Genomic DNA, 23622 nt, shown 5'->3' on the forward strand with positions numbered 1-23622 from the left:
GTGGAATGCTGAAAAACAAGAAAGTCCTATTATGTGTAACCGGTGGAATCGCCGTGTACAAAGCAGTGGCACTTACAAGCAAGCTGGTACAGCAAGGTGCTGAGGTGAAGGTCATCATGAGCCAGTCCGCCTGTAAATTTGTTACACCGTTATCTTTTCAGGCTTTATCAAGGAATGAAGTGTTCACGGATACATTCGAAGAAAAAAATCCTGCCGTCATCTCCCACATCGACCTTGCCGACTGGGCGGATGTTGTACTGATTGCACCGGCAACGGCAAACGTAATTGGGAAGCTTGCCAACGGATTGGCGGATGATATGATCACAACAACACTTCTTGCAAGTACTGCTCCTGTTTGGATTGCACCAGCTATGAATGTACATATGTATGACCATCCTGCCGTCAAAACGAATATGAACCGCCTTGCTTCTTTTGGTTATCGATTTATAGAACCGGGTGAAGGCTTTTTGGCATGTGGTTATGTAGGGAAAGGACGATTGGAAGAGCCGGAGACCATTGTGGAGGGACTCAACCAATTTTTTCAAAAATATGACGAGGCACTTTTTGCTGGGAAACGCGTGCTTGTAACGGCAGGACCGACCGTTGAAAAAGTGGATCCTGTCCGATTCTTTACCAACCGTTCCACTGGCAAGATGGGGTATGCCATTGCCGAAGCGGCTGCAAGCCTAGGGGCGGAAGTTACCTTAGTGTCAGGGCCAACCCAACTGCCAGATCCTCCTCGTGTTAAAACTGTCAGAGTGGAATCCGCCCAGGAAATGTATGATACAGTGATGGGCTATTATGAACAGACTGATGTTGTCATAAAATCAGCAGCAGTTGCCGATTACCGCCCTAAGCATGTGTCAGATACCAAAATGAAAAAACAGGACGGAGAAAGTGTATTGGAACTGGAACGGACCAAAGACATTCTGCAAACACTAGGAGAAAGAAAAACGCATCAGGTACTCGTGGGATTTGCAGCGGAAACGAATAATGTGGAAGAGTATGCCAAGGGGAAGCTTGAAAAGAAGAACCTTGATTACGTGGTAGCAAACAACGTGACGGTTTCAGGTGCGGGATTTGGGACGGAGACCAACATCGTAACAATCTATAAAAAAGACGGCACAAGCATCTCTTTACCGATGATGTCCAAAAGGGATGTGGCATTTGCGCTGCTTGAGGAAGTCGCAACAAATCTTGAGGGAAAACGATGACCTATTACGCTAGTGTGATTGTTGATGTTCCTGCCAAACAGACGGACAGGGCATTTGACTATGAGATTCCTGCAAAATGGAGCGGGTTCATACAACCCGGTATGAGGGTCAATGTACCATTTGGACCAAGGCAGATACAAGGGTTTGTGGTGGAGGTGAAGGACACTACAACTGTGCCGAAAACACGGCCCATTACTTCCTTGATTGATATCCAGCCTATTATTACAAAGGAACTTATGCAACTGGCAAACTGGCTTAGAGATCATACTCTGTGCTTTACCATCTCGGCTTATCAGGCAATGCTACCTGCCGCTTTGAAGGCAAAATACGAAAAGTGGTTGATTGCGAGAAATATGGAGGGAATACCGGCAGAACTTCAACTATTCTTTCAAACCTCCAATCGTGTTAAATTTGATGAATTGGCAGGTACCGCTCATTTCAAAACGATCAAGCATCTTATCGAAGAGGATGTTTTGGAAGTCTATTATGAAGTGAAAGATAAGCTTTCCAAGAAAACGAGAAGAGTGATTCGATTGGAAGCTTCAGAAGAGGCTCTGATCGAGGCAAAAGGCAAGCTGGCCGTCCGTGCGGCAGCACAGCATAAACTTCTTGACTATTTTATTGAAACAAAGCAAGAGATGATTGATAAAAAATCGTTATTAGAAGAGCTGCAGATCGGGACGAGCGCTGTCCAAGCGTTAATCAAACTTGGTATTCTTAATGAAAAAGATGAAGAGATATATAGGGACCCTTATGAAAACAGAGAATTTGAGCAATCTCAACCCCTTCCTTTAACTCAGCAGCAACAAGAGACCATCACTCCAATCCTCGATTCAATCGAACAAAATAGGCATGAAGCATTTGTCATGTTCGGTGTGACAGGCAGCGGAAAAACGGAGGTCTATATGCAGGCAGTTGATGCGGTTCTGCAACAGGGGAAGGAAGCTATCGTGCTCGTTCCTGAAATCGCCCTGACCCCTCAGATGGTAAATCGATTCAAGTCAAGGTTTGGTTCCGAAGTGGCTGTTATGCATAGCGGACTTGGAATGGGAGAGAAATACGATGAATGGCGAAAGATTCATCGAAAGGAAGTAAGAGTGGTGGTAGGTGCCCGTTCGGCAATCTTTGCTCCATTTGAAAATGTAGGAATCATCATCATTGATGAGGAACATGAAACAAGCTATAAACAAGAGGATACCCCGCGTTATCATGCCCGTGACATTGCTTTAGAGAGGGGCAGATATCATGAGTGCCCTGTTGTTCTTGGTAGCGCCACCCCCACATTGGAAACCTTCGCCCGTGCATCCAAAGGCGTGTACAAGCTTCTGACGATGGATAGAAGAATGAATGAACAAGGAATGCCGGCAGTGGAAATTGTCGATATGAGAGAAGAATTGAGGGAAGGTAACAGATCCATGTTCTCGAGAAGCCTTCTTGAAAAGCTTCAAACAAGGCTTGAACGCGGGGAACAATCCGTTTTGTTTTTAAATAAAAGGGGTTATTCTTCTTTTGTAATGTGTCGAGACTGTGGATATGTGGTGGAATGTCCGCATTGTGACATTTCACTGACCTATCACCGTAGCAGCAACCAATTGAAGTGTCATTATTGCGGGTATGAAGAACCTGTTAGGTCCACTTGCCCATCCTGTGACAGTGAACATTTTCGCTTTTTTGGAACAGGTACACAAAAGGTGGAAGAAGAGTTGACAAAGCTTCTTCCGGAAGCAAGAGTGATCCGGATGGATGTTGATACCACAAGCAAAAAAGGATCTCATGAAAGGCTATTACAACAATTCGGAGACCGGAAAGCGGATATCCTTCTTGGGACACAGATGATAGCAAAAGGGTTGGATTTCCCGTTTGTAACACTTGTAGGTGTGTTGACGGCAGATACGATGCTCAATATTCCGGATTTCCGTTCATCCGAGAAAACATTTCAACTGCTTACACAAGTAAGTGGTCGTGCAGGCAGGCATGAACTGGTTGGTGAGGTGGTTGTCCAGACATACAGCCCAGAACATTACAGTGTGGAGCTTGCCGGAACTCACAATTACCTGGACTTCTATCAAAAAGAGATGCAGGTAAGAAAACTGCATCAATACCCGCCATTTTACTTTTTGGCGCTTGTTACCGTGACACATCAGGAATTGACGAAAGTTGTTTCGGTCACAGAAAAAATCACCAATTTCTTAAACATGCAATTATCCAAAGAGGCTGTTATACTTGGACCGGTTGCTTCACCAATTGCGAGAATAAAAGACCGCTACAGGTATCAATGCATTATTAAATATAAACGAGAACCAAACCTGCATGATGCATTAAAAACAGTGATTGAAAAATACCAAACACAAATGGACCAAGAAAAACTAGCCGTTCATATTGATTTAAACCCTTATATGCTTATGTAACTGATGGAGGAATTAAGATTGACTATATTAAATATCGTGAAATACCCGGCACCGGTTCTGGAGCAGAATTGTGAGCCTGTCCATACGTTTGATAAAAGATTAGTGCGATTATTATCCAATATGTATGATACGATGCTTGAGGCAGACGGAGTTGGACTTGCCGCTCCCCAGATCGGAATAGCAAAAAGAATTGCAATTGTGGATGTAGATGATAAACACGGAAAGATAGAGCTGATTAATCCGGAAATCGTGGAAGAAGAAGGCGAGCAGATCGGACCCGAGGGTTGTTTGAGTTTCCCGGATTTATACGGGGAAGTGAAGCGTTCCAATTATGTAAAGATACGTGCACAAAACCGAAAAGGCAAATGGTTCGAACTGGATGCCCACGGATTCCTGGCTCGTGCCATCCTACATGAGATCGACCATCTAAACGGAGTTCTGTTCACGTCTAAAGTGTTGAGATATTTTAAAGAAGACGAGTTGGAAGTAGAAGGGTGATATAGATGAAGAAAATAGTTTTTATGGGAACACCGGACTTTGCGGTACCTGTTCTGCAACGAATTATACAAGATGGGTATGATGTAATTGCTGTCGTAACCCAGCCTGATCGTCCAAAAGGTAGGAAAAAGGTGTTAACGCCACCGCCTGTGAAAGTGGAAGCGGAAAAGCATAATATCCCTGTCTATCAGCCTGAAAAAATAAAAGAGCCCTCAGAGTATGAGAAAATCACGTCATTGAAGCCCGATTTGATTGTTACCGCTGCTTTTGGACAGATTTTACCTAAACCTCTGCTAGATGCACCTGAATATGGATGCATCAATGTTCATGCATCCTTGCTTCCAAAACTGAGAGGTGGGGCACCGATTCATTATTCCATCATTCAAGGACATGAGAAAACGGGTGTCACTATCATGTATATGGTAGAAAAGCTCGATGCCGGTGATATGCTGACACAGGTGGAAGTGAAAATAGAGGAACGTGATCATGTCGGAACATTACATGATAAGTTGAGTGTGGCCGGTTCCGAGCTTCTTTCAGAAACGCTCCCGCAACTATTTGAACAGAACCTTGAGTCTGTTGTGCAAAACCATGAAGAAGCCACGTTTGCCTCCAACATCAAGCGTGAGCAGGAGAAGATTGACTGGACGGGTGATGGGGAGCAAATCTATAACCATATCCGCGGAATGCATCCATGGCCGGTTGCCTATACAACAATGGATGGTCAGGTCATGAAAGTCTGGTGGGGCGAAAAGATGGACATTGTTAAAGAAGCAGCACCAGGTACCATCATTGGAATAGAAGATGATGGATTTATCGTCAAAACTGGCAATACTACTGGTATCAAAATAACAGATTTGCAGCTTGCAGGTAAGAAGAGAATGACCGGAGTGCAATATTTAAACGGGGCAGGAGCTTCCTTATCAGAAGGCACAAAGCTAGGAGACTAAAATGAAAAATGTAAGAGAACTTGCTCTGGAAGTGTTGTTGAATGTGGAAAAGAAGCAAGCATACAGTAACTTATTATTGAACAACTATCTTGATTCGGGGAAATTGAGCAAAAAAGATGCAGGACTTTTCACTGAGATAGTTTATGGTACCATCCAACGGTCCATTACAATAGAGTATTACCTGACATCCTATATAGAAAAACAGAAGAAACTGCAGGATTGGGTTAAAGTCCTGCTAAAAATGACCTTGTATCAAATGCTATACCTGGATAAGGTACCCGCTCGTGCCGCTATTTATGAAGCGGTCGAAATTGCCAAAAAAAGAGGGCACAAAGGTGTGGCATCTGTTGTAAACGGAGTGTTAAGGTCGATTCAGCGTAATGGTGTGCCAGATCTTGAGACAATGGAGAACGATGTTGAGCGAATCTCGATTGCGACCAGCCACCCGAAATGGTTGGTGGAAAAATGGGTGGAACAATACGGTGTCCATGATACGGAAAGAATGTGTGAAATGAACCTCGTACCTCCACATCAATCTGCCCGGGCGAACACAGCCAAGGCGGAAGTGGAGGAAGTGCTGCAGATGCTAACCACCCAAGGCTTTAATGTGGAAAAGGGAGACCTTGCAGATGAAAGCATTATTTCTCTGAAAGGTAATATGGCATACTCCAATGCATATAAGAATGGCTATATGACCATTCAGGATGAGAGTTCCATGCTTGTTGCAAAAACGCTCGGAGTAGAGAAGGACGACATAGTCTATGATTGCTGTGCAGCCCCTGGAGGAAAAACTACCCATATCGCTGAACTGTTGAAAGGAACGGGTACGGTAATATCGACAGATCTTCATGACCACAAAGTGAAACTTATCAAAGAGCAGGCAGATCGCCTTCAGCTATCCAACATAGAAGCAAAGGCACTCGACAGCAGAAAAGCGCAAGAAATTTTCAAACAGGAACAATTCGATAAGGTGCTTGTAGATGCACCATGCTCCGGCTTCGGTGTTATCCGCAGAAAGCCAGATTTGAAATACACAAAATCCATGCAGGACATCAAGCAATTAGCTTCCATTCAATTGGCTATACTAAAGGAAGTGGCACCTCTTGTAAAAAAAGGTGGAACTTTGGTATATAGTACATGTACAATTGATAAAGAAGAAAATGCAGATGTTGTTCATGCATTCCTCGAAGCTAACAAAGAATTTGAAATAGATTTCAACATAAAAGATTTACTGCCAGAAAAGCTAAACAGCTATGTTAAAGAAGGTATGCTCCAGCTATTGCCTCACTATTTTGGTACGGATGGATTTTTTATTGTTAGACTAAAAAGGCAGGTGTAAAAGATGGAACATAATACAAAAGAAGAAATCAAACAAGAAGAAGCAACTCGTAAACCGTCCATCTATTCTTTGCAATTGCACGAATTGGAAGAATGGTTACTAAGTATCGGAGAGAAAAAATTCAGAACGACACAAATCTTTGAATGGTTATACCAAAAACGTGTTACTTCGTTTGAGGAGATGTCCAATCTTTCAAAAGGACTTAGGGATAAGCTAGAGGAGACCTATGCGCTCACCACTCTGAAAACAATTGTACAACAAACGTCTTCAGATGGAACAATGAAATTTTTATTTGAACTACATGATGGTTACTCCATTGAAACAGTACTGATGAAGCATGAATACGGAAATTCCGTATGTGTGACGACACAAGTAGGTTGCCGAATAGGGTGTACGTTCTGTGCCTCCACACTAGGTGGCTTAAAACGAAACCTGGAATCCGGTGAAATTGTCGCTCAAGTTGTAAAAGTACAACAGGCTCTTGATGAAATGGATGAACGTGTAAGTCACGTCGTTATCATGGGGATCGGGGAACCGTTCGACAATTTTGATGAAATGATGGACTTCTTGAAAATTATCAACCATGACAATGCACTTAATATCGGTGCACGTCATATTACCGTATCAACAAGTGGAATCATTCCAAAAATCTACAAGTTTGCTGATGAGAACATGCAAATTAACTTTGCGGTATCCCTTCATGCACCAAACACCGAGATACGTTCAAGATTGATGCCGATCAATAGAGCATACAAACTGCCTGAATTAATGGATTCTATCCGTTATTACATCAAAAAAACAGGTCGCCGAGTTAGTTTTGAGTATGGTCTATTCGGTGGCGTGAATGACCAGGTGGAACATGCAGAAGAGTTGGCTCAACTGCTAAAAGGGATGAAATGTCATGTTAACTTGATTCCAGTTAACTATGTTCCTGAACGAGATTATGTAAGAACGCCAAAGGAACAAATCAATTTGTTTGAAAAAACCTTGAAAAATCTTGGGGTTAACGTAACAGTCCGTCGTGAACAAGGCCACGACATTGATGCGGCATGCGGCCAGCTGCGTGCGAAGGAGCGGAAAGAAGAGACGAGGTGACATTTGTTAATGGTCTTTTTAACAGATAGAGGGAGAATTCGTTCACATAATGAAGACAATGGGGGAATTTTTGTTAATAAAGACGGCACAATCCTTGCAGTTGTTTGTGACGGCATGGGGGGACACCAGGCAGGTGAAGTGGCAAGTGAAAGAGCTGTTAGCCACATTAAGGAAATGTGGGAGGAGACAATCAATATCTCTTCCCCTGAACCTGCCGAAATCTGGTTGAAGACATTTATCCTTCAAACCAATCAAACGCTTTTTGAACATGCAAATTCCCATGAAGAATGTCAAGGAATGGGAACAACGATTGTAGCTGCGATTTTAGGGGATTCTTTTGTTACCCTTGCACATGTAGGGGATAGCAGAATTTATCTAATATCGGATGCGGCTGCCAAGCAATTAACAGAAGATCATACTTTTGTTAACGAGCTTGTTAAGAGTGGACAAATTTCAAAAGAAGATGCAGAGCATCATCCTAGAAAAAATGTTATACTACAGGCTTTAGGGACAGAGAAATCAGTGAGAATTGATATAAAAACAATTACATATGATGACCCTGGATATATTCTCCTATGTTCAGACGGGTTGACAGATAAAGTCAATAGCAGGGAGATTGTCGAGGTTTTAAATAATGGAAGCCAAGATTTATCTGCCAAAGCGGAAGAATTGATAAGACGCGCCAACCATTACGGTGGAGAAGATAATATTACGGTAGCCATTTTGGAATTATCTGTCTCCGAAGCTGGGAGTGGGTGATATAGGTGTTAATAGGCAAAAGATTAAATGATCGCTACAAAATTATGGAAGTCATCGGTGGCGGAGGAATGGCGAATGTTTACCTTGCCCATGACATGATTTTGGACCGTGATGTTGCTGTTAAAGTATTAAGGTTAGATTTTGCAAACGATGAAGAATTTATTCGCCGCTTCAGAAGGGAAGCTCAATCTGCAACAAGCTTGGACCATCCGAATATTGTCAGCATATACGATATTGGGGAAGAAGACGACATCTATTACATCGTGATGGAGCATGTTAAGGGGAAAACATTAAAGCAATACATTCAGCAATATGCACCAGTTGAACAGTACAATGCAGTGGAGATCATGAACCAGCTGACATCTGCCATCTCCCATGCCCATGATAATGGGATAATACATAGAGATATTAAGCCGCAGAATATTTTGGTTGATGATTATGGGACAGTGAAAGTAACGGATTTTGGTATTGCGATGGCTCTTAGTTCTACTACTATTACACAGACCAATTCCCTATTGGGATCTGTACATTATTTATCACCGGAACAGGCAAGAGGAAGTTTGGCCACGAAGAAATCCGATGTATATGCTCTTGGAATTGTCATGTTCGAACTATTGACCGGAAGACTTCCTTTCTCTGGTGAGTCTGCCGTTTCCATTGCATTAAAGCATCTTCAGTCGGAAACACCTTCACCTAAACGCTGGAATCCGACATTACCACAAAGCATGGAGAATGTGGTATTGAAGTCAATGGCCAAAGACCCGTTACACAGATATGCTTCTGTTGATGAAATGCAGGCAGATCTTATGACTACGCTTGAACCAAGTCGTAGGAATGAACCTAAATTTCACATTCCTGATGATGATGAAGAGGCCACCAAAGCAATTCCTATTATCAAAGGTAGTCTCGGAAACCTTACAAATGAAGATGAAACAAGGGTTCGTCCCTCTGAAGAAAAGCTTGTCAAAAAGGAGAAAAAAGCACCACCTCCTAAGAAAAAGAAGAAAAAATGGCCAATAGTACTTTTAGTCATTCTTTTACTACTAATTGGTGGCTCAGTCGCAGCGTTTATCCTTCTCCCTTCCATGCTGCTACCAAAAGATGTGACGGTACCTGATGTATCTACCTATGAGTATGACGATGCAGTAAGAGAACTCATTGATCTTGGGCTTGTGCTGGAAGAACCAAAAGATGAGCCAAGTGATGAAATAGAGAAAGGGAAAGTCACAAGAACATTTCCAAAGGCAGGGGATGTCGTGAAAGAAGGAAAAGCGATCACGATCTTCAGAAGTCTTGGAAAAGAAGAAGTGGAAATGGAAGACTATACCGACCTTTTTGTGGAAGATGCGATAGAAAGCATAAAGGAAAAGGATTTCAAGAATCCTGATATTGAAGAAGTTCATTCTGATGAAGTACCAGAAGGAAGGGTAATCCGCCAGGAACCGGAAAAAGGCAGTATGGTCATACCGGAGGAAACAGTGATTAAACTTGTTGTCTCCATCGGATCAAGCCCTATTCAGTTGGATAACTACCAGGGATCGTCAATCGACTTTGCCCAAAGACATCTGGCAGGTCTGGGGTTGGTTCCTGATATTACAAATGAGTATAATGATTCCGTTTCAGAAGGCAATATTATCAAACAGGATCCCGCTCCGGAATCACAGGTGAAAAAAGGGGATACAATAAAGCTTATTGTTTCCGATGGGCCCGAGCCGGCGGATAAGTCAGTGGATATTCCTTTGGAAGTGAAATACGATCCAGAAGAAGAAGGCGCTGAACAGACGGTTGAATTATATTTGGAAGATCTAAATAACACTATGGATGGTGAACCTAAGGAGACTTTCATTATAACGGAAGATCTTATTTCAGGATTCACTGTGACAGTTGCGTACAAACAACAAGCTAAATACAGAATTGTAGTCGACGGGGAAGAGATCGAAAATGTTACCATCGATTATGACGATATAGAGTAACGGACTAAGGAGTGAGTGTATGCCAGAAGGTAAAATTGTCAAGGCATTAAGCGGCTTTTATTATGTTTTGACTGCGGATGGCAGTATAACCCAATGTAGAGGGAGAGGGGTTTTCCGTAAAAATAAGATTACCCCTCTTGTTGGGGACTCCGTTGTATTTCAAGCGGAAAACGACCGAGAAGGATACATTATGGACGTATTGCCTCGCAAAAATGAGCTTGTAAGACCACCTATTGCAAACATCGATCAGGCGATCCTCGTCTTTTCTGCATTGGAGCCTGAATTTAGTACGGTCCTATTGGACAGATTCTTGGTACTGATTGAATCCAAAGATGTTAGTCCTTTGATTTGTATCTCCAAGATGGACCTTCTTGATGAAGATGCTAACCTGATCAAGTTTGCCGATTATTATCGTTCGGTCGGTTATGAAGTGTTGCTTACTTCCACGAAGGAACCTGAGCAGCTGAAGGAGATACTACCATACCTGAAAGACAAGTCTTCGGTGATCGCCGGCCAATCCGGTGTGGGCAAATCATCTCTTTTAAACGTGTTACGCCCTGAACTTGAATTGAAAACGGACAACATCTCCTCCCATTTAGGAAGAGGAAAGCATACAACGAGACATGTGGAGTTGATGGAAATCAACCATGGCTTTGTTGCTGACACTCCAGGGTTCAGTTCTTTGGAATTTTTGGAAATGGAAGCGGAAGATGTGAAAGATTGTTTTCCAGAATTCGTAGAGAAAAGCCATGACTGCAAGTTCAGAGGCTGCACCCACCTGAAAGAACCGAAATGTGCGGTAAAGGAAGCTGTCGAAAAAGAAGAGATTGCCTCCTACCGATACAAGCATTACGTTTCCTTTGTTGAAGAAATAAAAGATAGAAAGCCGAGGTACTAAAATATGATAAAAATCGCCCCTTCGATCCTGAGTGCGGATTTCGCTAAATTAGGTAAGGACATTCTCGATGTGGAACAAGGAGGAGCAGACTATATTCATATTGATGTGATGGATGGCCATTTCGTTCCCAATATCACAATAGGTCCATTAATTGTAGAAGCCGTGCGTCCCATCACGAAACTACCATTGGATGTACACTTGATGATCGAGAATCCGGATGCCTATATTGCTGATTTTGCAAAAGCTGGAGCAGATATCATTTCCGTACATGTGGAGACTTGCCGCCATCTACATCGGACCATCCAGCATATTAAATCACAAGGCGTGAAAGCTGGAGTGGTCATCAATCCTGCTACACCGGTAGAGAGCATCATTCCTATATTGAATGACGTGGATCTTGTCCTTTTGATGACAGTTAATCCAGGTTTTGGCGGTCAGGCTTTCATTCACGATGTACTGCCAAAAATCGAGCAGGTAGCGTCCCTTGTTAAAGAGAGAGGGTTATCCATAGATATTGAGGTGGATGGAGGCGTCAACCCCGAAACTGCCAAGCTGTGCGTAGAAGCTGGTGCAAATGTTCTGGTTGCAGGCTCTGCCATCTACAATAAGGAAGACCGCAAACAGGCAATTGAGTCCATAAGAAGCAATTTGTCTTAATTTCGCAAATTCCTCAAGTTCGTAGAAAGTCTTCATAGAGAAGGCTTTTTTACGTTATGCTATTATTTGTGATAAGAAAACCATAATACAAGGGAGAGAAAAAAGTTGATCATACATATTGTTGCAGGAGGCCCAACAGATCTTATACCTGATCTTCAGTCCCTCCAAGCAGATAACGTCACATGGGTGGGGGTGGATAAAGGAGTAGCATACCTTTTAGAACAGGGTATTAAGCCAGCCAAAGCTTTCGGTGATTTTGATTCTATTACAAGTCAGGAACTGGAGGATATAAAGAAAAGGCTTCCGTTTGCAGAGGTTTTCCCAAGTGAAAAAGACGAAACCGATACGGATATTGCAGTGAACTGGGCTCTGGAACAAAGGCCGAATCTTATCCGGATATACGGAGGGACCGGCGGGAGACTGGATCACTTTTTAGGTAACATTCAACTTCAGTTAAAAGGGTTGGACAAAAAGATAAAGATAGAGATACACGATAGCCAAAATATATTATACGTTCTCAAAGAAGGTACATATCCTATCGCTAAAGATGAATCGCTGCCATTTATCTCTTTCATGCCCATAACCCCTCATGTGAAAGGCATAACGTTGATTGGATTTAAATATCCTTTAGATAAGAAGAATATTCGCTTCGGAGACACACTATGTATAAGTAATGAACTTGAAGTGGAAAGTGGTACTTTTTCATTTGAGGAAGGCATATTAATGGTGATAAGGAGCCGTGATTATCATCCATTATCCTAAAACGGTCCTGACGATCCGCAAATTTGCAACCTGATATCATAGAAGGTAAAAAGTTCGGAGGAGGGAATGTAATGAAATTTTATACAATCAAGCTACCTAGATTCTTGGGAGGTATAATCCGGGCTATGCTTGGGACATTTAAGAAGGAGTAAAGCACCTGGTATGGGTGCTTTTTTTATAAATGGTTGATGTTCTTTAACAATGGAAAGTTGCCGCAGAGGGTGTGGAGGGCATGTTTTGAACAAATGTCCGAAGTTTTGATGAACTTGGCCGAAGTTTTCCGATAGTTGACCGAAGATTTTGTGAACTTGACCGAAGTTTTCCGATAAATGTCCGAACCGATTTTACAAATGTCCGAACGGCCCAATATTCTTGTCCAAACAATCAATTGAAATGTCCGAACCCTCCTCAAAATTACTTGCAAAATGTCCGAACCTACAAAAGAAATGACCGAATATATTTTTACATGCTAAAAATGCATCATTTTCTTCAAAAATATACTCATTATCACTCATTTTTCTCCCGAATAGACAATAAAAATATTATGTAAACAAATCATCTGCTGTAGCTACACCCATCCATCCGAAGCAATTCCAACTATCCCCCAAAAAAAGTAAAAAGCGACAGGGAAAATTCCCTGTCGCTTTCGTATGTGCGCTGATATTAAACGCGCTCCACTTTACCTGATTTTAAAGCTCTTGCGGAAACGTACACACGCTTTGGCTTACCATCTACTAAGATGCGAACTTTTTGAAGGTTTGCACCCCAAGTACGACGAGTAGAGTTCATTGCGTGAGAACGTGAGTTTCCAGAACCAGTCTTTTTGCCTGTAATTACACATTTACGTGCCATGTTCAATTCCCTCCTAACTACAAAGAAACATCATTCAATATTTTCATTAGTAATAAGAAAGTACCTTCTTATTATTGCGAGAAAAACCATACATTAGTTCTACGTCTGAAGAAGTACACTTCCGTACCGTTTTTCTTTACCAAAATAATCTCTTGAAAATACTTATATAATTTAACATACTACCCTCAACATTGCAATAGTTCTAAAGAAAGCTTTCAAGAAAAAAACCTTGACATACATGTTTTTAGCATTCAGTATAATAATAGTATTGATACAATAGTATCCGCCTGCTTTTAAAATGAATGAACTTATAGTAAAATAGCGAGTAGACTAGGTGAAAAATCCAATCGAAGGGGGAACCTATATGTCCATCGAACTAAAAACATCTTATGGTCAAATAGATATTTCAAACGATGTAGTTGCTACCATCGCTGGTGGAGCTGCAATAGATTGTTATGGAATAGTAGGCATGGCTTCAAAAAGCCAATTGAAAGATGGGTTATCTGAGATACTTAGAAAAGAGAATTTTACAAAAGGTGTACTCGTACGCCAAGAAGAAGATCAGCTACATATTGATATGTACATCATCGTCAGCTATGGAACGAAGATTTCCGAAGTGGCTCACAATGTACAGACTAAAGTAAAATATATCCTGAATCAAATGCTCGGTCTTTCCGTTGATTCTTTAAATATTTATGTACAGGGAGTTCGAGTTACGAACCCGTAATAAGGAGGAAAATTTAGTGTCAGTAAAAGTTCTAAATGGGAAACGTTTTGCACAAATGATCATTCAAGGTGCAAATCATTTATCAAACAACGCCAAAACAGTGGACGCGTTGAACGTTTTTCCGGTTCCGGATGGAGATACGGGAACAAATATGAATCTTTCCATTACTTCAGGAGCAAAAGAAGTAAAAGGTAATGTTTCTGAACATATTGGAAAGGTCGGTTCTGCTCTGGCAAAAGGCTTACTTATGGGTGCAAGAGGTAACTCTGGGGTTATTCTTTCTCAACTATTCCGAGGATTCTCTAAGCATATTGAAGCAAAAGAAACAATTACGAGTACAGACTTTGCACAAGCGCTAGAAGCAGGCGTACAGACAGCATACAAGGCTGTCATGAAACCTGTGGAAGGTACTATTCTAACTGTGGCAAAAGATGCTGCCAAAAGAGCGGTAGCAGTCGCCAAAAACGAAGAGGACATCATCGTCTTGATGGAGGAAACGTTAAAAGAGGCGTATGCTTCCCTTAAACGCACACCTGATCTACTTCCTGTATTAAAGGAAGTTGGAGTAGTTGATAGTGGTGGACAAGGTCTGGTTTATATTTACGAAGGTTTCCTGGCTGAACTAAAAGGCCAGAGAATTGAAGATATCGTACCAACTACTACAATGAACGAACTTGTTAATGCCGAGCACCATAAGAGTGTTCATTCTGCTATTAATACCGAGGATATCGAGTTTGGATATTGTACAGAATTCATGGTGAAGTTTGAAGATGATAAGGTAAAAGGAAATCCTTTCACTGAAGAGAACTTCCGTAATGACCTGTCTCAGTACGGTGACTCTCTTTTGGTAATTGCAGATGAAGAAATTGTAAAAGTACACATTCATGCAGAACAGCCTGGGGATGTTTTGACCTATGCTCAAAGGTACGGCAGCCTGATCAACATGAAGATTGAAAATATGAGAGAGCAGCACAGTAACCTTCTTTTTGAGGAAGAGGCATACCCTGCTACAAAACCTGAAGTGAACAAAAAACGTGAAAAGTTCGGAATCATTGCTGTTGCAATGGGCGAGGGAATCGCAGAACTATTCAAGAGCATCGGAGCAAAGGTGGTCATTGAAGGCGGCCAAACGATGAACCCTAGTACAGAGGATATTCTGAAGGCGATTGATGAAGTGAATGCAGACAACGTCATCATCCTACCTAACAACAGCAACATTATCATGGCTGCAAAACAAGCAGCCGAAGTTACTGAGCAAAATGTTGCAGTTGTTGAAAGTAAAACTGTCCCTCAAGGAATGGCAGCTATTCTGGCATTCAACCCGACTGGTGAATTGGCTGACAATGAAGCTACGATGAAAGAAGCTTTGAGCTCTGTTAAAACTGGTCAAATCACATTCGCTGTTAGAGACACGAACATTGATGGTGTGGAAATCCAGAAGGATGACTTCATGGGAATTGCAGACGGTAAAATTGTCCTCACAAATAAAGACAAGAAAGCCGCTGCTAAAGAACTTCTTTCTACCATGATGGACGAGGACTCAGAAATCCTTACTGTTATTTACGGGGAAGACGTATCAGAAGAAGATGTGGAAGAATTGGTAAGCGATCTGGAAGAATCTTACCCTGATGCGGAAGTGGAAGTCCATAACGGAAAACAGCCACTATATTCCTTTATCTTTTCTATTGAGTAGGCTAATATAATAGTTGCAAACAAAGAAGGGGTAATACCCTTCTTTTGTATGTGATGAAAGATTTCTGTAATTAACTGAAACCAGCAAAGGGGAGTGGGCAGACATGAAATATAAAAGTGTATTTGATATAATTGGCCCAATAATGATAGGTCCATCTAGTTCCCATACAGCAGGAGCTGCCAGAATAGGTCGCGTAGCCAGAAGCCTTTTCGGAAGACAGCCTAAATGGGCGAACATATCATTTTATGGATCATTCGCCAAAACATACAAAGGTCACGGAACCGATGTAGCGATTGTCGGTGGATTACTTGACTTTGATACGTTCGATGAAAGAATTAAAACCTCTCTTCAGATAGCAGATTCATTGGGAGTGAAAATAACATTCCAAGAAGAAGATGCTATAACAGACCACCCGAATACCGCGAAAGTGGTAATAGGTGATGAGGAAGGTGAATTGGAATTGGTAGGGATATCAATCGGGGGCGGGAAAATTGAAATAACGGAATTGAATGGGTTTGAACTCAAACTTTCTGGAAATCACCCAGCACTGCTCGTTGTACATGATGACCGTTACGGAGCAATTGCAGGAGTGGCAAACGTATTGGCGAAATTCGCAATCAATATCGGCCATATGGAGGTTTCACGCAAGGAAAAAGGTCAAAAAGCTTTGATGACTATTGAAGTCGACCAGAATATTGATGACGTGGTTATTCAAGAACTTTCCGCACTGCCTAACATCACTCAGGTTACAAAGATAGTGGACTAGCTTTTGGAAGAATAATGATAGCGCTTACAAAGATGATATAGCTCATAGGGGGGAAAAGAATGTTTCGTAATGTTGCAGAACTTATTGAAATAGCAGAAAGTAGTAGTAAGAAGATTTCAGAAATCATGATTGAACAGGAAATGGAATTTACAGGGAAAAGTCGTGAAGACATTTTTGCCCAGATGGATAAGAATCTAGAAATCATGGAACAGGCTGTGGAAAGAGGGCTTGAAGGAGTGAAATCCGTTTCCGGCTTAACTGGCGGGGATGCGGTGCTTCTTCAGAAGTATATTGAAAAAGGTAACTTTCTAACAGGTAAAAACATATTGGATGCAGTAAGCAAAGCGGTTGCAACAAACGAAGTAAACGCTGCAATGGGTACCATCTGTGCCACACCGACTGCCGGTTCTGCCGGAGTGGTTCCGGGGACATTGTTCGCAGTGAAGAATGTCCTTAACCCGACAAGAGAAGAAATGATCAACTTTCTGTTCACATCAGGAGCTTTCGGGTTTGTTGTGGCTAACAATGCGTCCATTTCCGGTGCAGCAGGAGGCTGTCAGGCTGAAGTAGGTTCCGCTTCCGGAATGGCGGCTGCAGCCATTGTCGAAATGGCTGGAGGGACACCTGATCAATGTGCGCATGCAATGGCCATTACCCTTAAAAACATGTTAGGATTAGTGTGTGACCCTGTTGCAGGTCTTGTGGAAGTTCCGTGTGTGAAACGTAATGCAATGGGAGCAGCAAATGCAATGGTGGCAGCAGACATGGCACTTGCGGGAATTACGAGCACGATTCCATGTGATGAAGTAATTGACGCAATGTACAAAATCGGACAGACGATGCCTACTGCACTAAAAGAAACTGCACAAGGAGGGTTGGCGGCAACACCAACTGGACGTGAGCTTGAAGCGAAAATTTTTGGTGTTTCCTTACAAAAAGGTGACTAATTTATCGGAGATTACTGTAACAACCCTAAAAGGCATTGGTGAAGAAACCGCAAACTCCCTCCATACAATGGGAATATATACAGTGGAAGACCTTCTCATGCATTTTCCATACAGATATGAAGATTACCGCTTAAGAGATATATCAGAAGTCAAACATGAAGAGAAGATAACTGTAGAAGGGAAGGTTCATGGCGAGCCTTCTCTTATGTATTTTGGCAAAAAGAAATCAAGGCTTACTTTCCGCTTTTTTGTGGGTCGCTTTCTAGTCAAGGCGGTTTGCTTCAACCGTCCCTACTATAAAAATAAACTGTCCATCAATGATACGATCACGATAACTGGGAAATGGGATCAACATCGTCAGACCATCACCGTGATGGAGATACATTTCGGGCCATTCATGAAGGAAAGTGAAGTGGAACCTGTCTATTCGGTTAAGGGTAACATCACCGTCAAGCAGATGCGCAAATTTATCGCAAATGCGCTGAATGCATTTGGTGGCCAGCTTGAGAGCGCTCTACCACATTCCGTCCTGCAAAAATACAAGCTTCCGTCAAAAAGTGAATCCGTCAAGGCGCTACATAATCCTGTTAATCAAGAGGTGTTGAAGCATGCGAGAAGATATTTCGTTTATGAGGAATTTTTACTGTTCCAGCTGAAAATCCAAGCTTTGCGCAAATACAAACGCGAACAAACAGAAGGATTGGTACACCGCTTTTCAAAAGAATCCCTAAATCAGTTTATCAGCATCCTCCCATTTCCGTTGACAGGAGCCCAGGAGAGAGTGCTAGAAGAGATCATGGGTGATATGACTTCTCCATTCCGAATGAATCGTCTGTTGCAAGGCGATGTTGGATCAGGTAAGACAGTGGTGGCAGCCATAAGTCTATATGCGGCACATCTATCAGGCTATCAAGGAGCGCTGATGGTTCCGACTGAAATATTGGCAGAACAGCATGCTCAATCGTTAACAGCCCTTTTTGACAAGACGGCTGTAAATATTGCACTCTTAACAAGTTCGGTAAAAGGGAAACGACGAAGAGAACTTTTGGAAAGGCTCCAAAAAGGTGAAATTGATATTCTGGTAGGTACCCATGCATTAATACAGGAAGAAGTGAACTTCCATAAGCTTGGGCTGGTAATAACAGATGAACAGCATCGTTTCGGGGTGGAGCAACGAAGAGTGCTCAGGGAAAAAGGGTCAAACCCAGATGTCTTGTTCATGACTGCTACCCCAATACCAAGAACTCTTGCCATTACTGCGTTCGGAGAAATGGATGTTAGTATCATAGATGAAATGCCTGCCGGCCGGAAAGCCATTGAAACATACTGGGCAAAGCACCAAATGATTGATAGGGTACTTGGCTTTGTTGAAAAAGAACTGCAAAAAGGAAGACAAGCCTATGTCATCTGCCCGCTGATTGAAGAGTCCGAAAAGCTGGATGTCCAGAATGCCATTGATGTTCACGATATGCTTACTCACTACTATCGGGGCAATTGGAAGATAGGTTTGATGCACGGAAGATTGAGTTCAGATGAAAAAGAAAAAGTGATGGAAGCCTTTAGTGAAAATGAGGTACAATTGCTTGTTTCCACGACTGTCGTTGAGGTCGGTGTGAATGTACCTAATGCGACGATGATGGTGATCTATGATGCAGAACGCTTTGGCCTATCCCAGCTGCACCAGCTCCGTGGGCGCGTTGGACGTGGAAGTGAACAATCATACTGTATTCTGCTTGCTGATCCAAAATCGGAAGTCGGGAAGGAACGAATGAAAATCATGACAGAAACGAATGATGGGTTCGTACTTTCCGAGAAGGACCTGGAACTGAGAGGTCCGGGTGACTTCTTTGGAAGAAAGCAAAGCGGTGTTCCTGAATTCAAAGTGGCAGACATGGTGCATGACTATAGAGCCCTTGAAGTTGCAAGACAAGATGCCCACGAACTTCTATACTCGCAAAGCTTTTGGGAGGAAGAGGAGTACAAAGGATTAAGGGATATGATTACGCAGTCTGGAATCCTAGATGGCGACAAGTTAGATTAACATAAGCAGAGGTAAGTCATTTGGTTGGCAGACCTCTGTTTATTTGCACTTCGATCCAATATTTTTTCTTGCAATCTGCTTTTTTAGTATATATACTACTATTAGTACCTAGTCATAATAGTTCGGATGGTGTGTATTTTATGAGAAGAAATAAAAAGGAGCGTCAGTTATCTTTAAAGGATAAGATACAAGAGAACCCTTTTATAACAGATGAAGAACTTGCCGATTTTTTTCAAGTGAGTATTCAGACAGTACGCTTGGACCGCTTGGAGTTAAGTATTCCTGAATTGCGTGAGAGAATAAAAAACGTTGCAGCGCGTACACTCGAAAAAGAGGTTAAATCCTTGCCACTGGATGAAGTGATCGGTGAAATTATTGATCTGCAATTAGACGAGAGTGCCATTTCCATTTTTGATGTACAAAGCGAGCATGTTTTCAAACGAAACCAGATTACGCGAGGTCACCATTTGTTTGCCCAGGCAAACTCATTGGCGGTTGCAGTTATCAATGATGAGCTGGCTCTAACAGCAAAAGCGACCATTCGCTTTACAAGACCTGTAAAGCTTGGTGAGAGAATTGTTGCAAAAGCAGTTGTAAGTAATGTAGATAAAGAAAAAGGGAGAACAACTGTAGAGGTGAAAAGCTCGGTCGGAAGCGAGAAGGTTTTCCACGGAGAGTTCGAAATGTTCCGTTCTACAAGTTCTTAATCAAAGGTAGGTTAAAGCTATGAGAATTGCCATTGATGCAATGGGTGGTGATCATGCACCGAAGTCGATCGTTGAAGGTGTCATGAAAGCTGTTGAAAAATACAATGACGTTATATTTACCCTTGTAGGGGATGAAAATAAAATACGACCATTTTTAACCAATGAAAAGAATGTAAGTATCATACATACAGAAGAAATCATTTCAGGCGATGAAGAGCCGGTAAGAGCAGTCCGCCGTAAAAAGAATTCGTCCATGGTCCTGATGGCTAAAGAGGTAAAAGAGGGAAGAGCGGATGCTTGTATCTCGGCAGGAAATACCGGGGCGTTAATGACAGCTGGGCTATTAATAGTTGGCCGGATTAAAGGGATTGAACGACCTGCGCTATCTCCAACCTTCCCTACAGTGGATGGGAAGGGATTTGTGATGCTTGATGTCGGTGCAAATGCAGATGCCAAGCCTGAGCACCTGTTCCAATATGCATTGATGGGATCCATTTATGCGGAAAAAGTACGTGGAGTAAAAGCTCCGAGGTTGGGTCTTTTGAACGTTGGGACCGAGGATAAGAAAGGGAATGAGCTGACAAAAGCCGCTTTTGAATATATTAAAGAGTCAAATGCGGTCCATTTTATTGGGAATGTGGAAGCGCGGGACCTTTTGAATGGTGTGGCGGATGTCGTTGTCACAGACGGTTTTACCGGGAATGTAACGCTAAAAGCAATTGAGGGTACGGCATCATCCGTTTTTGCCATGCTTAAAGATGCCCTGACCAGCGACCTGAAAAGCAAGCTAGCAGCTGCTGTGTTAAAACCTAAACTGAAAATAATCAAAAATAAAATGGACTACTCCGAATACGGTGGTGCTGCTCTGTTCGGCCTGAAGGCACCTGTCGTAAAGGCTCACGGGTCATCCGATGAAAATGCTGTATTTAATGCAATCCGTCAGACACGAGAAATGCTCGAAACCGACATGGTCGGGACGATAGCACAAACAATCGAGAAAATGGAGTTTGTGACAACTGAAGAGAACGGGGGAGAATAATGGGAAAGGTCGCGTTTGTTTTTCCTGGACAAGGCTCACAAATTGTGGGCATGGCCCATGAATTAGCCAAAGACTATATAGAAGTTCAAAGTGTGATTGAAAAAGCGGATGCCAAGCTTGGATACAAGCTGTCAAAATTGATGTTCCAAGGCCCGCAAGAAGATCTTACTCTGACTTACAACGCCCAACCTGCTCTATTGACTTCGAGCATTGCGATTCTGCAAGTGTTAAAAGATGCAGGGATAAAAGCCGATTATACTGCTGGTCACAGTCTGGGAGAATATTCCGCGCTAGTGGCTGCAGGATCTATCAGTTTTGAAGATGCTGTCCAAACTGTTCATATGCGTGGAAAATATATGGAAGAAGCGGTTCCTGCAGGTGTTGGTTCCATGGCGGCTGTATTAGGCCTAGATGAGCAACTTTTGAAGGAGGCGTGTGAGGAAGCCTCAACAGAAGCAGGACCGGTTCAGCTTGCAAACTTGAACTGTCCAGGTCAGATTGTAATTTCGGGAACTGCAGAAGGGGTAATCTCTGCCTCCGAGAAAGCGAAGGAGAAGGGTGCCAAGCGAGTTATTCCGTTAGTAGTCAGTGGACCGTTCCACTCAAGCCTTATGAAACCTGCAGCATCCAAGCTTGAGGACACCTTATCCTCCATTGCAATCAATGACGCTGTAATTCCAGTTATAGCAAATGTGGATGCCAATGAGATGACGAGTGCGAAGGAAATTCCTGTGAAACTAGTTGAACAGCTTTATTCTCCGGTACGCTGGGAACAATCTGTCGAGAAGATGATAGATCTTGGAGTGGATACTTTTATCGAAGTTGGTCCAGGGAAAGTTTTATCAGGTCTAATTAAAAAAGTAAATCGTAAAGTAACGACGATTCCTGTTTATGATAATGAAACGCTACAAAAAGCCATAGATCACTTTAAAGAGGAGGATTCATCCAATGCTTAAAGGAAAAACAGCGGTTGTTACGGGGGCATCCCGTGGGATCGGACGTGCCATTGCACTTGAACTTGCAGAACAAGGTGCCAATGTAGTTGTCAACTACTCAGGAAGTGAAGCGAAAGCTCATGAGGTAGTGGAAGCAATTAAAGGGATGGGTGGTCAGGCCATTGCGGTTCGAGCGAATGTGGGGAACATGGAAGACGTCCAAGCAATGATGAAAGAAGCACTTGCACAATTCGATACAATCGACATATTGGTGAATAATGCTGGGATTACACGTGATAACCTATTAATGCGCATGAAAGAAGAAGAGTGGGATGATGTTATCAATATCAACCTGAAAGGTGTCTTCAATGCAACAAAAGCTGTCACCCGTCAAATGATGAAGCAACGTTCCGGAAGAATCATCAACATCGCTTCCATTGTTGGTGTAATGGGAAATGCCGGGCAGGCTAATTATGTGGCGGCAAAAGCTGGGGTTATCGGGTTGACAAAATCAACTGCCCGTGAATTGGCTTCTCGCCACATTACGGTAAATGCAATTGCACCGGGCTTCATCACAACGGATATGACAGACAAACTCACTGAAGATGTGAAGGGGGAAATGCTGAAGCAGATCCCTCTTGCCAGATTCGGAGAAGCAAAAGACATCGCATCTGTAGTATCTTTCCTTGCATCTGAAAAAAGTGCCTACATTACCGGCCAAACACTACACGTAGACGGCGGAATGGTCATGTAAGTTTAAAAGTTATCATAACGAAAAAACTAGTTCCCCCTGATGACTAGAGTGCAAGGTGTGAGACTCCAGCGGGGGGAAACGGTAGACTTGAGACCCCGCAACGAAGTGAGGAGGCTCAAGCACCGTCCCGCGGAAAGCGAACACCTGGAACGGAAGTCATCAGGGAGTATAATATACAACTTACACTAGTTTTTTAAGACTAAATTCACTATAATACTTGAGGGGAGGTGAAAGTTATGGCAGATGTATTAGAGCGTGTAACAAAGATCATTGTTGATCGTTTAGGTGTAGACGAGTCCGAGGTGAACCTTGATTCTAAATTCAAAGATGATTTAGGTGCTGATTCTCTTGATGTAGTTGAATTAGTAATGGAGCTTGAAGATGAGTTTGATATGGAAATTTCAGACGATGAAGCAGAAAACATTACAACGGTTGCCGATGCGGTTAACTACATAAAAGCAAACACTTAATAGTTTTTTGTTGTCCCACTCAGGTGGGACTTTTTGTTTTTATGGGGATAGTAAGTAAAGGGTAAAAAAGATAAATGTCGAATTCGGTTCAATTACCAATAAAAATTTTAGGATTCTGCTTAATTAATAAAAGTTGCT

The 23622-nt window shown here is 42.4% G+C and carries 23 protein-coding genes; 22 read left to right on the forward strand and 1 reads right to left on the reverse strand.

Annotation, left to right across the window (positions count from 1 at the left end; all coding sequences use genetic code 11):
* Nucleotides 1-5: 5 nt before the first annotated feature.
* The 12 genes from coaBC to spoVM all read left to right on the forward strand — a co-directional run bounded on the left by coaBC (nt 6) and on the right by spoVM (nt 12705).
* A complete protein-coding gene (coaBC, locus tag AB685_RS11950) occupies nt 6-1214 on the forward strand; it encodes a bifunctional phosphopantothenoylcysteine decarboxylase/phosphopantothenate--cysteine ligase CoaBC (RefSeq protein ID WP_047970818.1) in 1209 nt (402 codons plus the stop codon).
* Nucleotides 1211-3622 carry a primosomal protein N' gene (gene priA / locus AB685_RS11955; RefSeq protein ID WP_047970819.1) on the forward strand — a complete coding sequence of 804 codons (2412 nt, stop codon included), beginning with the start codon at nt 1211-1213 and terminating at the stop codon, nt 3620-3622. Before coaBC ends, priA begins: the two co-directional genes overlap by 4 nt.
* A gap of 18 nt (nt 3623-3640) precedes the next feature.
* On the forward strand, nt 3641-4120 hold the full coding sequence (gene def / locus AB685_RS11960; RefSeq protein WP_047970820.1) for a peptide deformylase: 480 nt from the start codon (nt 3641-3643) through the stop codon (nt 4118-4120).
* A 5-nt stretch (nt 4121-4125) separates the two neighbouring features.
* Nucleotides 4126-5070 carry a methionyl-tRNA formyltransferase gene (gene fmt, locus AB685_RS11965; protein ID WP_047970821.1) on the forward strand — a complete coding sequence of 315 codons (945 nt, stop codon included), beginning with the start codon at nt 4126-4128 and terminating at the stop codon, nt 5068-5070.
* Nucleotide 5071: 1 nt separating this feature from the next.
* Complete coding sequence (rsmB, locus tag AB685_RS11970; protein WP_047970822.1) at nt 5072-6409, forward strand: 16S rRNA (cytosine(967)-C(5))-methyltransferase RsmB; 1338 nt, start codon at nt 5072-5074, stop codon at nt 6407-6409.
* 3 nt (nt 6410-6412) lie between these two features.
* Nucleotides 6413-7504 (forward strand): 23S rRNA (adenine(2503)-C(2))-methyltransferase RlmN, encoded by a 1092-nt coding sequence (gene rlmN, locus AB685_RS11975; RefSeq protein ID WP_047970823.1) that lies wholly within the window; start codon nt 6413-6415, stop codon nt 7502-7504.
* 9 nt (nt 7505-7513) lie between these two features.
* On the forward strand, nt 7514-8263 hold the full coding sequence (locus AB685_RS11980) for a Stp1/IreP family PP2C-type Ser/Thr phosphatase (RefSeq protein ID WP_047970824.1): 750 nt from the start codon (nt 7514-7516) through the stop codon (nt 8261-8263).
* 5 nt (nt 8264-8268) lie between these two features.
* Nucleotides 8269-10236, forward strand: coding sequence for a Stk1 family PASTA domain-containing Ser/Thr kinase (gene pknB, locus AB685_RS11985; protein WP_047970825.1), 1968 nt, complete (start codon nt 8269-8271; stop codon nt 10234-10236).
* Nucleotides 10237-10255: 19 nt separating this feature from the next.
* Complete coding sequence (rsgA, locus tag AB685_RS11990) at nt 10256-11134, forward strand: ribosome small subunit-dependent GTPase A (RefSeq protein WP_047970826.1); 879 nt, start codon at nt 10256-10258, stop codon at nt 11132-11134.
* Nucleotides 11135-11137: 3 nt separating this feature from the next.
* Nucleotides 11138-11791 (forward strand): ribulose-phosphate 3-epimerase, encoded by a 654-nt coding sequence (gene rpe / locus AB685_RS11995; protein ID WP_047970827.1) that lies wholly within the window; start codon nt 11138-11140, stop codon nt 11789-11791.
* A 105-nt stretch (nt 11792-11896) separates the two neighbouring features.
* On the forward strand, nt 11897-12553 hold the full coding sequence (locus AB685_RS12000; protein WP_047970828.1) for a thiamine diphosphokinase: 657 nt from the start codon (nt 11897-11899) through the stop codon (nt 12551-12553).
* A 71-nt stretch (nt 12554-12624) separates the two neighbouring features.
* Nucleotides 12625-12705 (forward strand): stage V sporulation protein SpoVM, encoded by an 81-nt coding sequence (gene spoVM / locus AB685_RS12005; RefSeq protein ID WP_047970829.1) that lies wholly within the window; start codon nt 12625-12627, stop codon nt 12703-12705.
* A gap of 511 nt (nt 12706-13216) precedes the next feature.
* On the opposite strand, the gene rpmB is transcribed toward spoVM, so the two are convergent.
* The gene (rpmB, locus tag AB685_RS12010; RefSeq protein WP_047970830.1) at nt 13217-13405 is read right to left on the reverse strand and encodes a 50S ribosomal protein L28; all 189 of its coding nucleotides are present in this window, start codon (nt 13403-13405) and stop codon (nt 13217-13219) included.
* A gap of 364 nt (nt 13406-13769) precedes the next feature.
* On the opposite strand from rpmB, the gene AB685_RS12015 reads away from it, so the two are divergent.
* The 10 genes from AB685_RS12015 to acpP all read left to right on the forward strand — a co-directional run bounded on the left by AB685_RS12015 (nt 13770) and on the right by acpP (nt 23484).
* Entirely contained in the window at nt 13770-14132 is a 363-nt protein-coding gene (locus AB685_RS12015; protein ID WP_047970831.1) for an Asp23/Gls24 family envelope stress response protein, read from the forward strand.
* Between the two features lie 16 nt (nt 14133-14148).
* On the forward strand, nt 14149-15825 hold the full coding sequence (locus AB685_RS12020; RefSeq protein ID WP_047970832.1) for a DAK2 domain-containing protein: 1677 nt from the start codon (nt 14149-14151) through the stop codon (nt 15823-15825).
* Nucleotides 15826-15928: 103 nt separating this feature from the next.
* Nucleotides 15929-16591 (forward strand): L-serine ammonia-lyase, iron-sulfur-dependent subunit beta, encoded by a 663-nt coding sequence (gene sdaAB / locus AB685_RS12025; RefSeq protein WP_047970833.1) that lies wholly within the window; start codon nt 15929-15931, stop codon nt 16589-16591.
* A gap of 59 nt (nt 16592-16650) precedes the next feature.
* Entirely contained in the window at nt 16651-17538 is an 888-nt protein-coding gene (gene sdaAA / locus AB685_RS12030) for an L-serine ammonia-lyase, iron-sulfur-dependent, subunit alpha (RefSeq protein ID WP_047970834.1), read from the forward strand.
* Nucleotides 17531-19579 carry an ATP-dependent DNA helicase RecG gene (recG, locus tag AB685_RS12035; RefSeq protein ID WP_047970970.1) on the forward strand — a complete coding sequence of 683 codons (2049 nt, stop codon included), beginning with the start codon at nt 17531-17533 and terminating at the stop codon, nt 19577-19579. Before sdaAA ends, recG begins: the two co-directional genes overlap by 8 nt.
* Before the next feature lie 140 nt (nt 19580-19719).
* On the forward strand, nt 19720-20286 hold the full coding sequence (fapR, locus tag AB685_RS12040; RefSeq protein ID WP_047970835.1) for a transcription factor FapR: 567 nt from the start codon (nt 19720-19722) through the stop codon (nt 20284-20286).
* A gap of 19 nt (nt 20287-20305) precedes the next feature.
* Entirely contained in the window at nt 20306-21325 is a 1020-nt protein-coding gene (plsX, locus tag AB685_RS12045; RefSeq protein WP_047970836.1) for a phosphate acyltransferase PlsX, read from the forward strand.
* Nucleotides 21325-22281 carry an ACP S-malonyltransferase gene (fabD, locus tag AB685_RS12050; protein ID WP_047970837.1) on the forward strand — a complete coding sequence of 319 codons (957 nt, stop codon included), beginning with the start codon at nt 21325-21327 and terminating at the stop codon, nt 22279-22281. The genes plsX and fabD overlap by 1 nt, the downstream gene beginning before the upstream one ends.
* Nucleotides 22274-23014, forward strand: coding sequence for a 3-oxoacyl-[acyl-carrier-protein] reductase (gene fabG / locus AB685_RS12055; RefSeq protein ID WP_047970838.1), 741 nt, complete (start codon nt 22274-22276; stop codon nt 23012-23014). The genes fabD and fabG overlap by 8 nt, the downstream gene beginning before the upstream one ends.
* Nucleotides 23015-23250: 236 nt before the next feature.
* The gene (gene acpP, locus AB685_RS12060; RefSeq protein WP_047970839.1) at nt 23251-23484 is read left to right on the forward strand and encodes an acyl carrier protein; all 234 of its coding nucleotides are present in this window, start codon (nt 23251-23253) and stop codon (nt 23482-23484) included.
* The last annotated feature ends 138 nt before the right edge of the window (nt 23485-23622 follow it).

It is taken from the genome of Bacillus sp. LL01 (assembly GCF_001037965.1).

Excerpts from the sequence above, each read along its gene's own strand:
- coaBC (WP_047970818.1), top strand. The coding sequence starts at position 6 with ATGCTGAAAAACAAGAAAGTCCTATTATGTGTAACCGGTGGAATCGCC.
- priA (WP_047970819.1), top strand. The coding sequence starts at position 1,211 with ATGACCTATTACGCTAGTGTGATTGTTGATGTTCCTGCCAAACAGACG.
- fmt (WP_047970821.1), top strand. The coding sequence starts at position 4,126 with ATGAAGAAAATAGTTTTTATGGGAACACCGGACTTTGCGGTACCTGTT.
- rsmB (WP_047970822.1), top strand. The coding sequence starts at position 5,072 with ATGAAAAATGTAAGAGAACTTGCTCTGGAAGTGTTGTTGAATGTGGAA.
- rlmN (WP_047970823.1), top strand. The coding sequence starts at position 6,413 with ATGGAACATAATACAAAAGAAGAAATCAAACAAGAAGAAGCAACTCGT.
- AB685_RS11980 (WP_047970824.1), top strand. The coding sequence starts at position 7,514 with ATGGTCTTTTTAACAGATAGAGGGAGAATTCGTTCACATAATGAAGAC.
- rsgA (WP_047970826.1), top strand. The coding sequence starts at position 10,256 with ATGCCAGAAGGTAAAATTGTCAAGGCATTAAGCGGCTTTTATTATGTT.
- rpe (WP_047970827.1), top strand. The coding sequence starts at position 11,138 with ATGATAAAAATCGCCCCTTCGATCCTGAGTGCGGATTTCGCTAAATTA.
- spoVM (WP_047970829.1), top strand. The coding sequence starts at position 12,625 with ATGAAATTTTATACAATCAAGCTACCTAGATTCTTGGGAGGTATAATC.
- rpmB (WP_047970830.1), bottom strand. The coding sequence starts at position 13,405 with ATGGCACGTAAATGTGTAATTACAGGCAAAAAGACTGGTTCTGGAAAC.
- AB685_RS12015 (WP_047970831.1), top strand. The coding sequence starts at position 13,770 with ATGTCCATCGAACTAAAAACATCTTATGGTCAAATAGATATTTCAAAC.
- sdaAB (WP_047970833.1), top strand. The coding sequence starts at position 15,929 with ATGAAATATAAAAGTGTATTTGATATAATTGGCCCAATAATGATAGGT.
- sdaAA (WP_047970834.1), top strand. The coding sequence starts at position 16,651 with ATGTTTCGTAATGTTGCAGAACTTATTGAAATAGCAGAAAGTAGTAGT.
- fapR (WP_047970835.1), top strand. The coding sequence starts at position 19,720 with ATGAGAAGAAATAAAAAGGAGCGTCAGTTATCTTTAAAGGATAAGATA.
- plsX (WP_047970836.1), top strand. The coding sequence starts at position 20,306 with ATGAGAATTGCCATTGATGCAATGGGTGGTGATCATGCACCGAAGTCG.
- fabD (WP_047970837.1), top strand. The coding sequence starts at position 21,325 with ATGGGAAAGGTCGCGTTTGTTTTTCCTGGACAAGGCTCACAAATTGTG.
- fabG (WP_047970838.1), top strand. The coding sequence starts at position 22,274 with ATGCTTAAAGGAAAAACAGCGGTTGTTACGGGGGCATCCCGTGGGATC.
- acpP (WP_047970839.1), top strand. The coding sequence starts at position 23,251 with ATGGCAGATGTATTAGAGCGTGTAACAAAGATCATTGTTGATCGTTTA.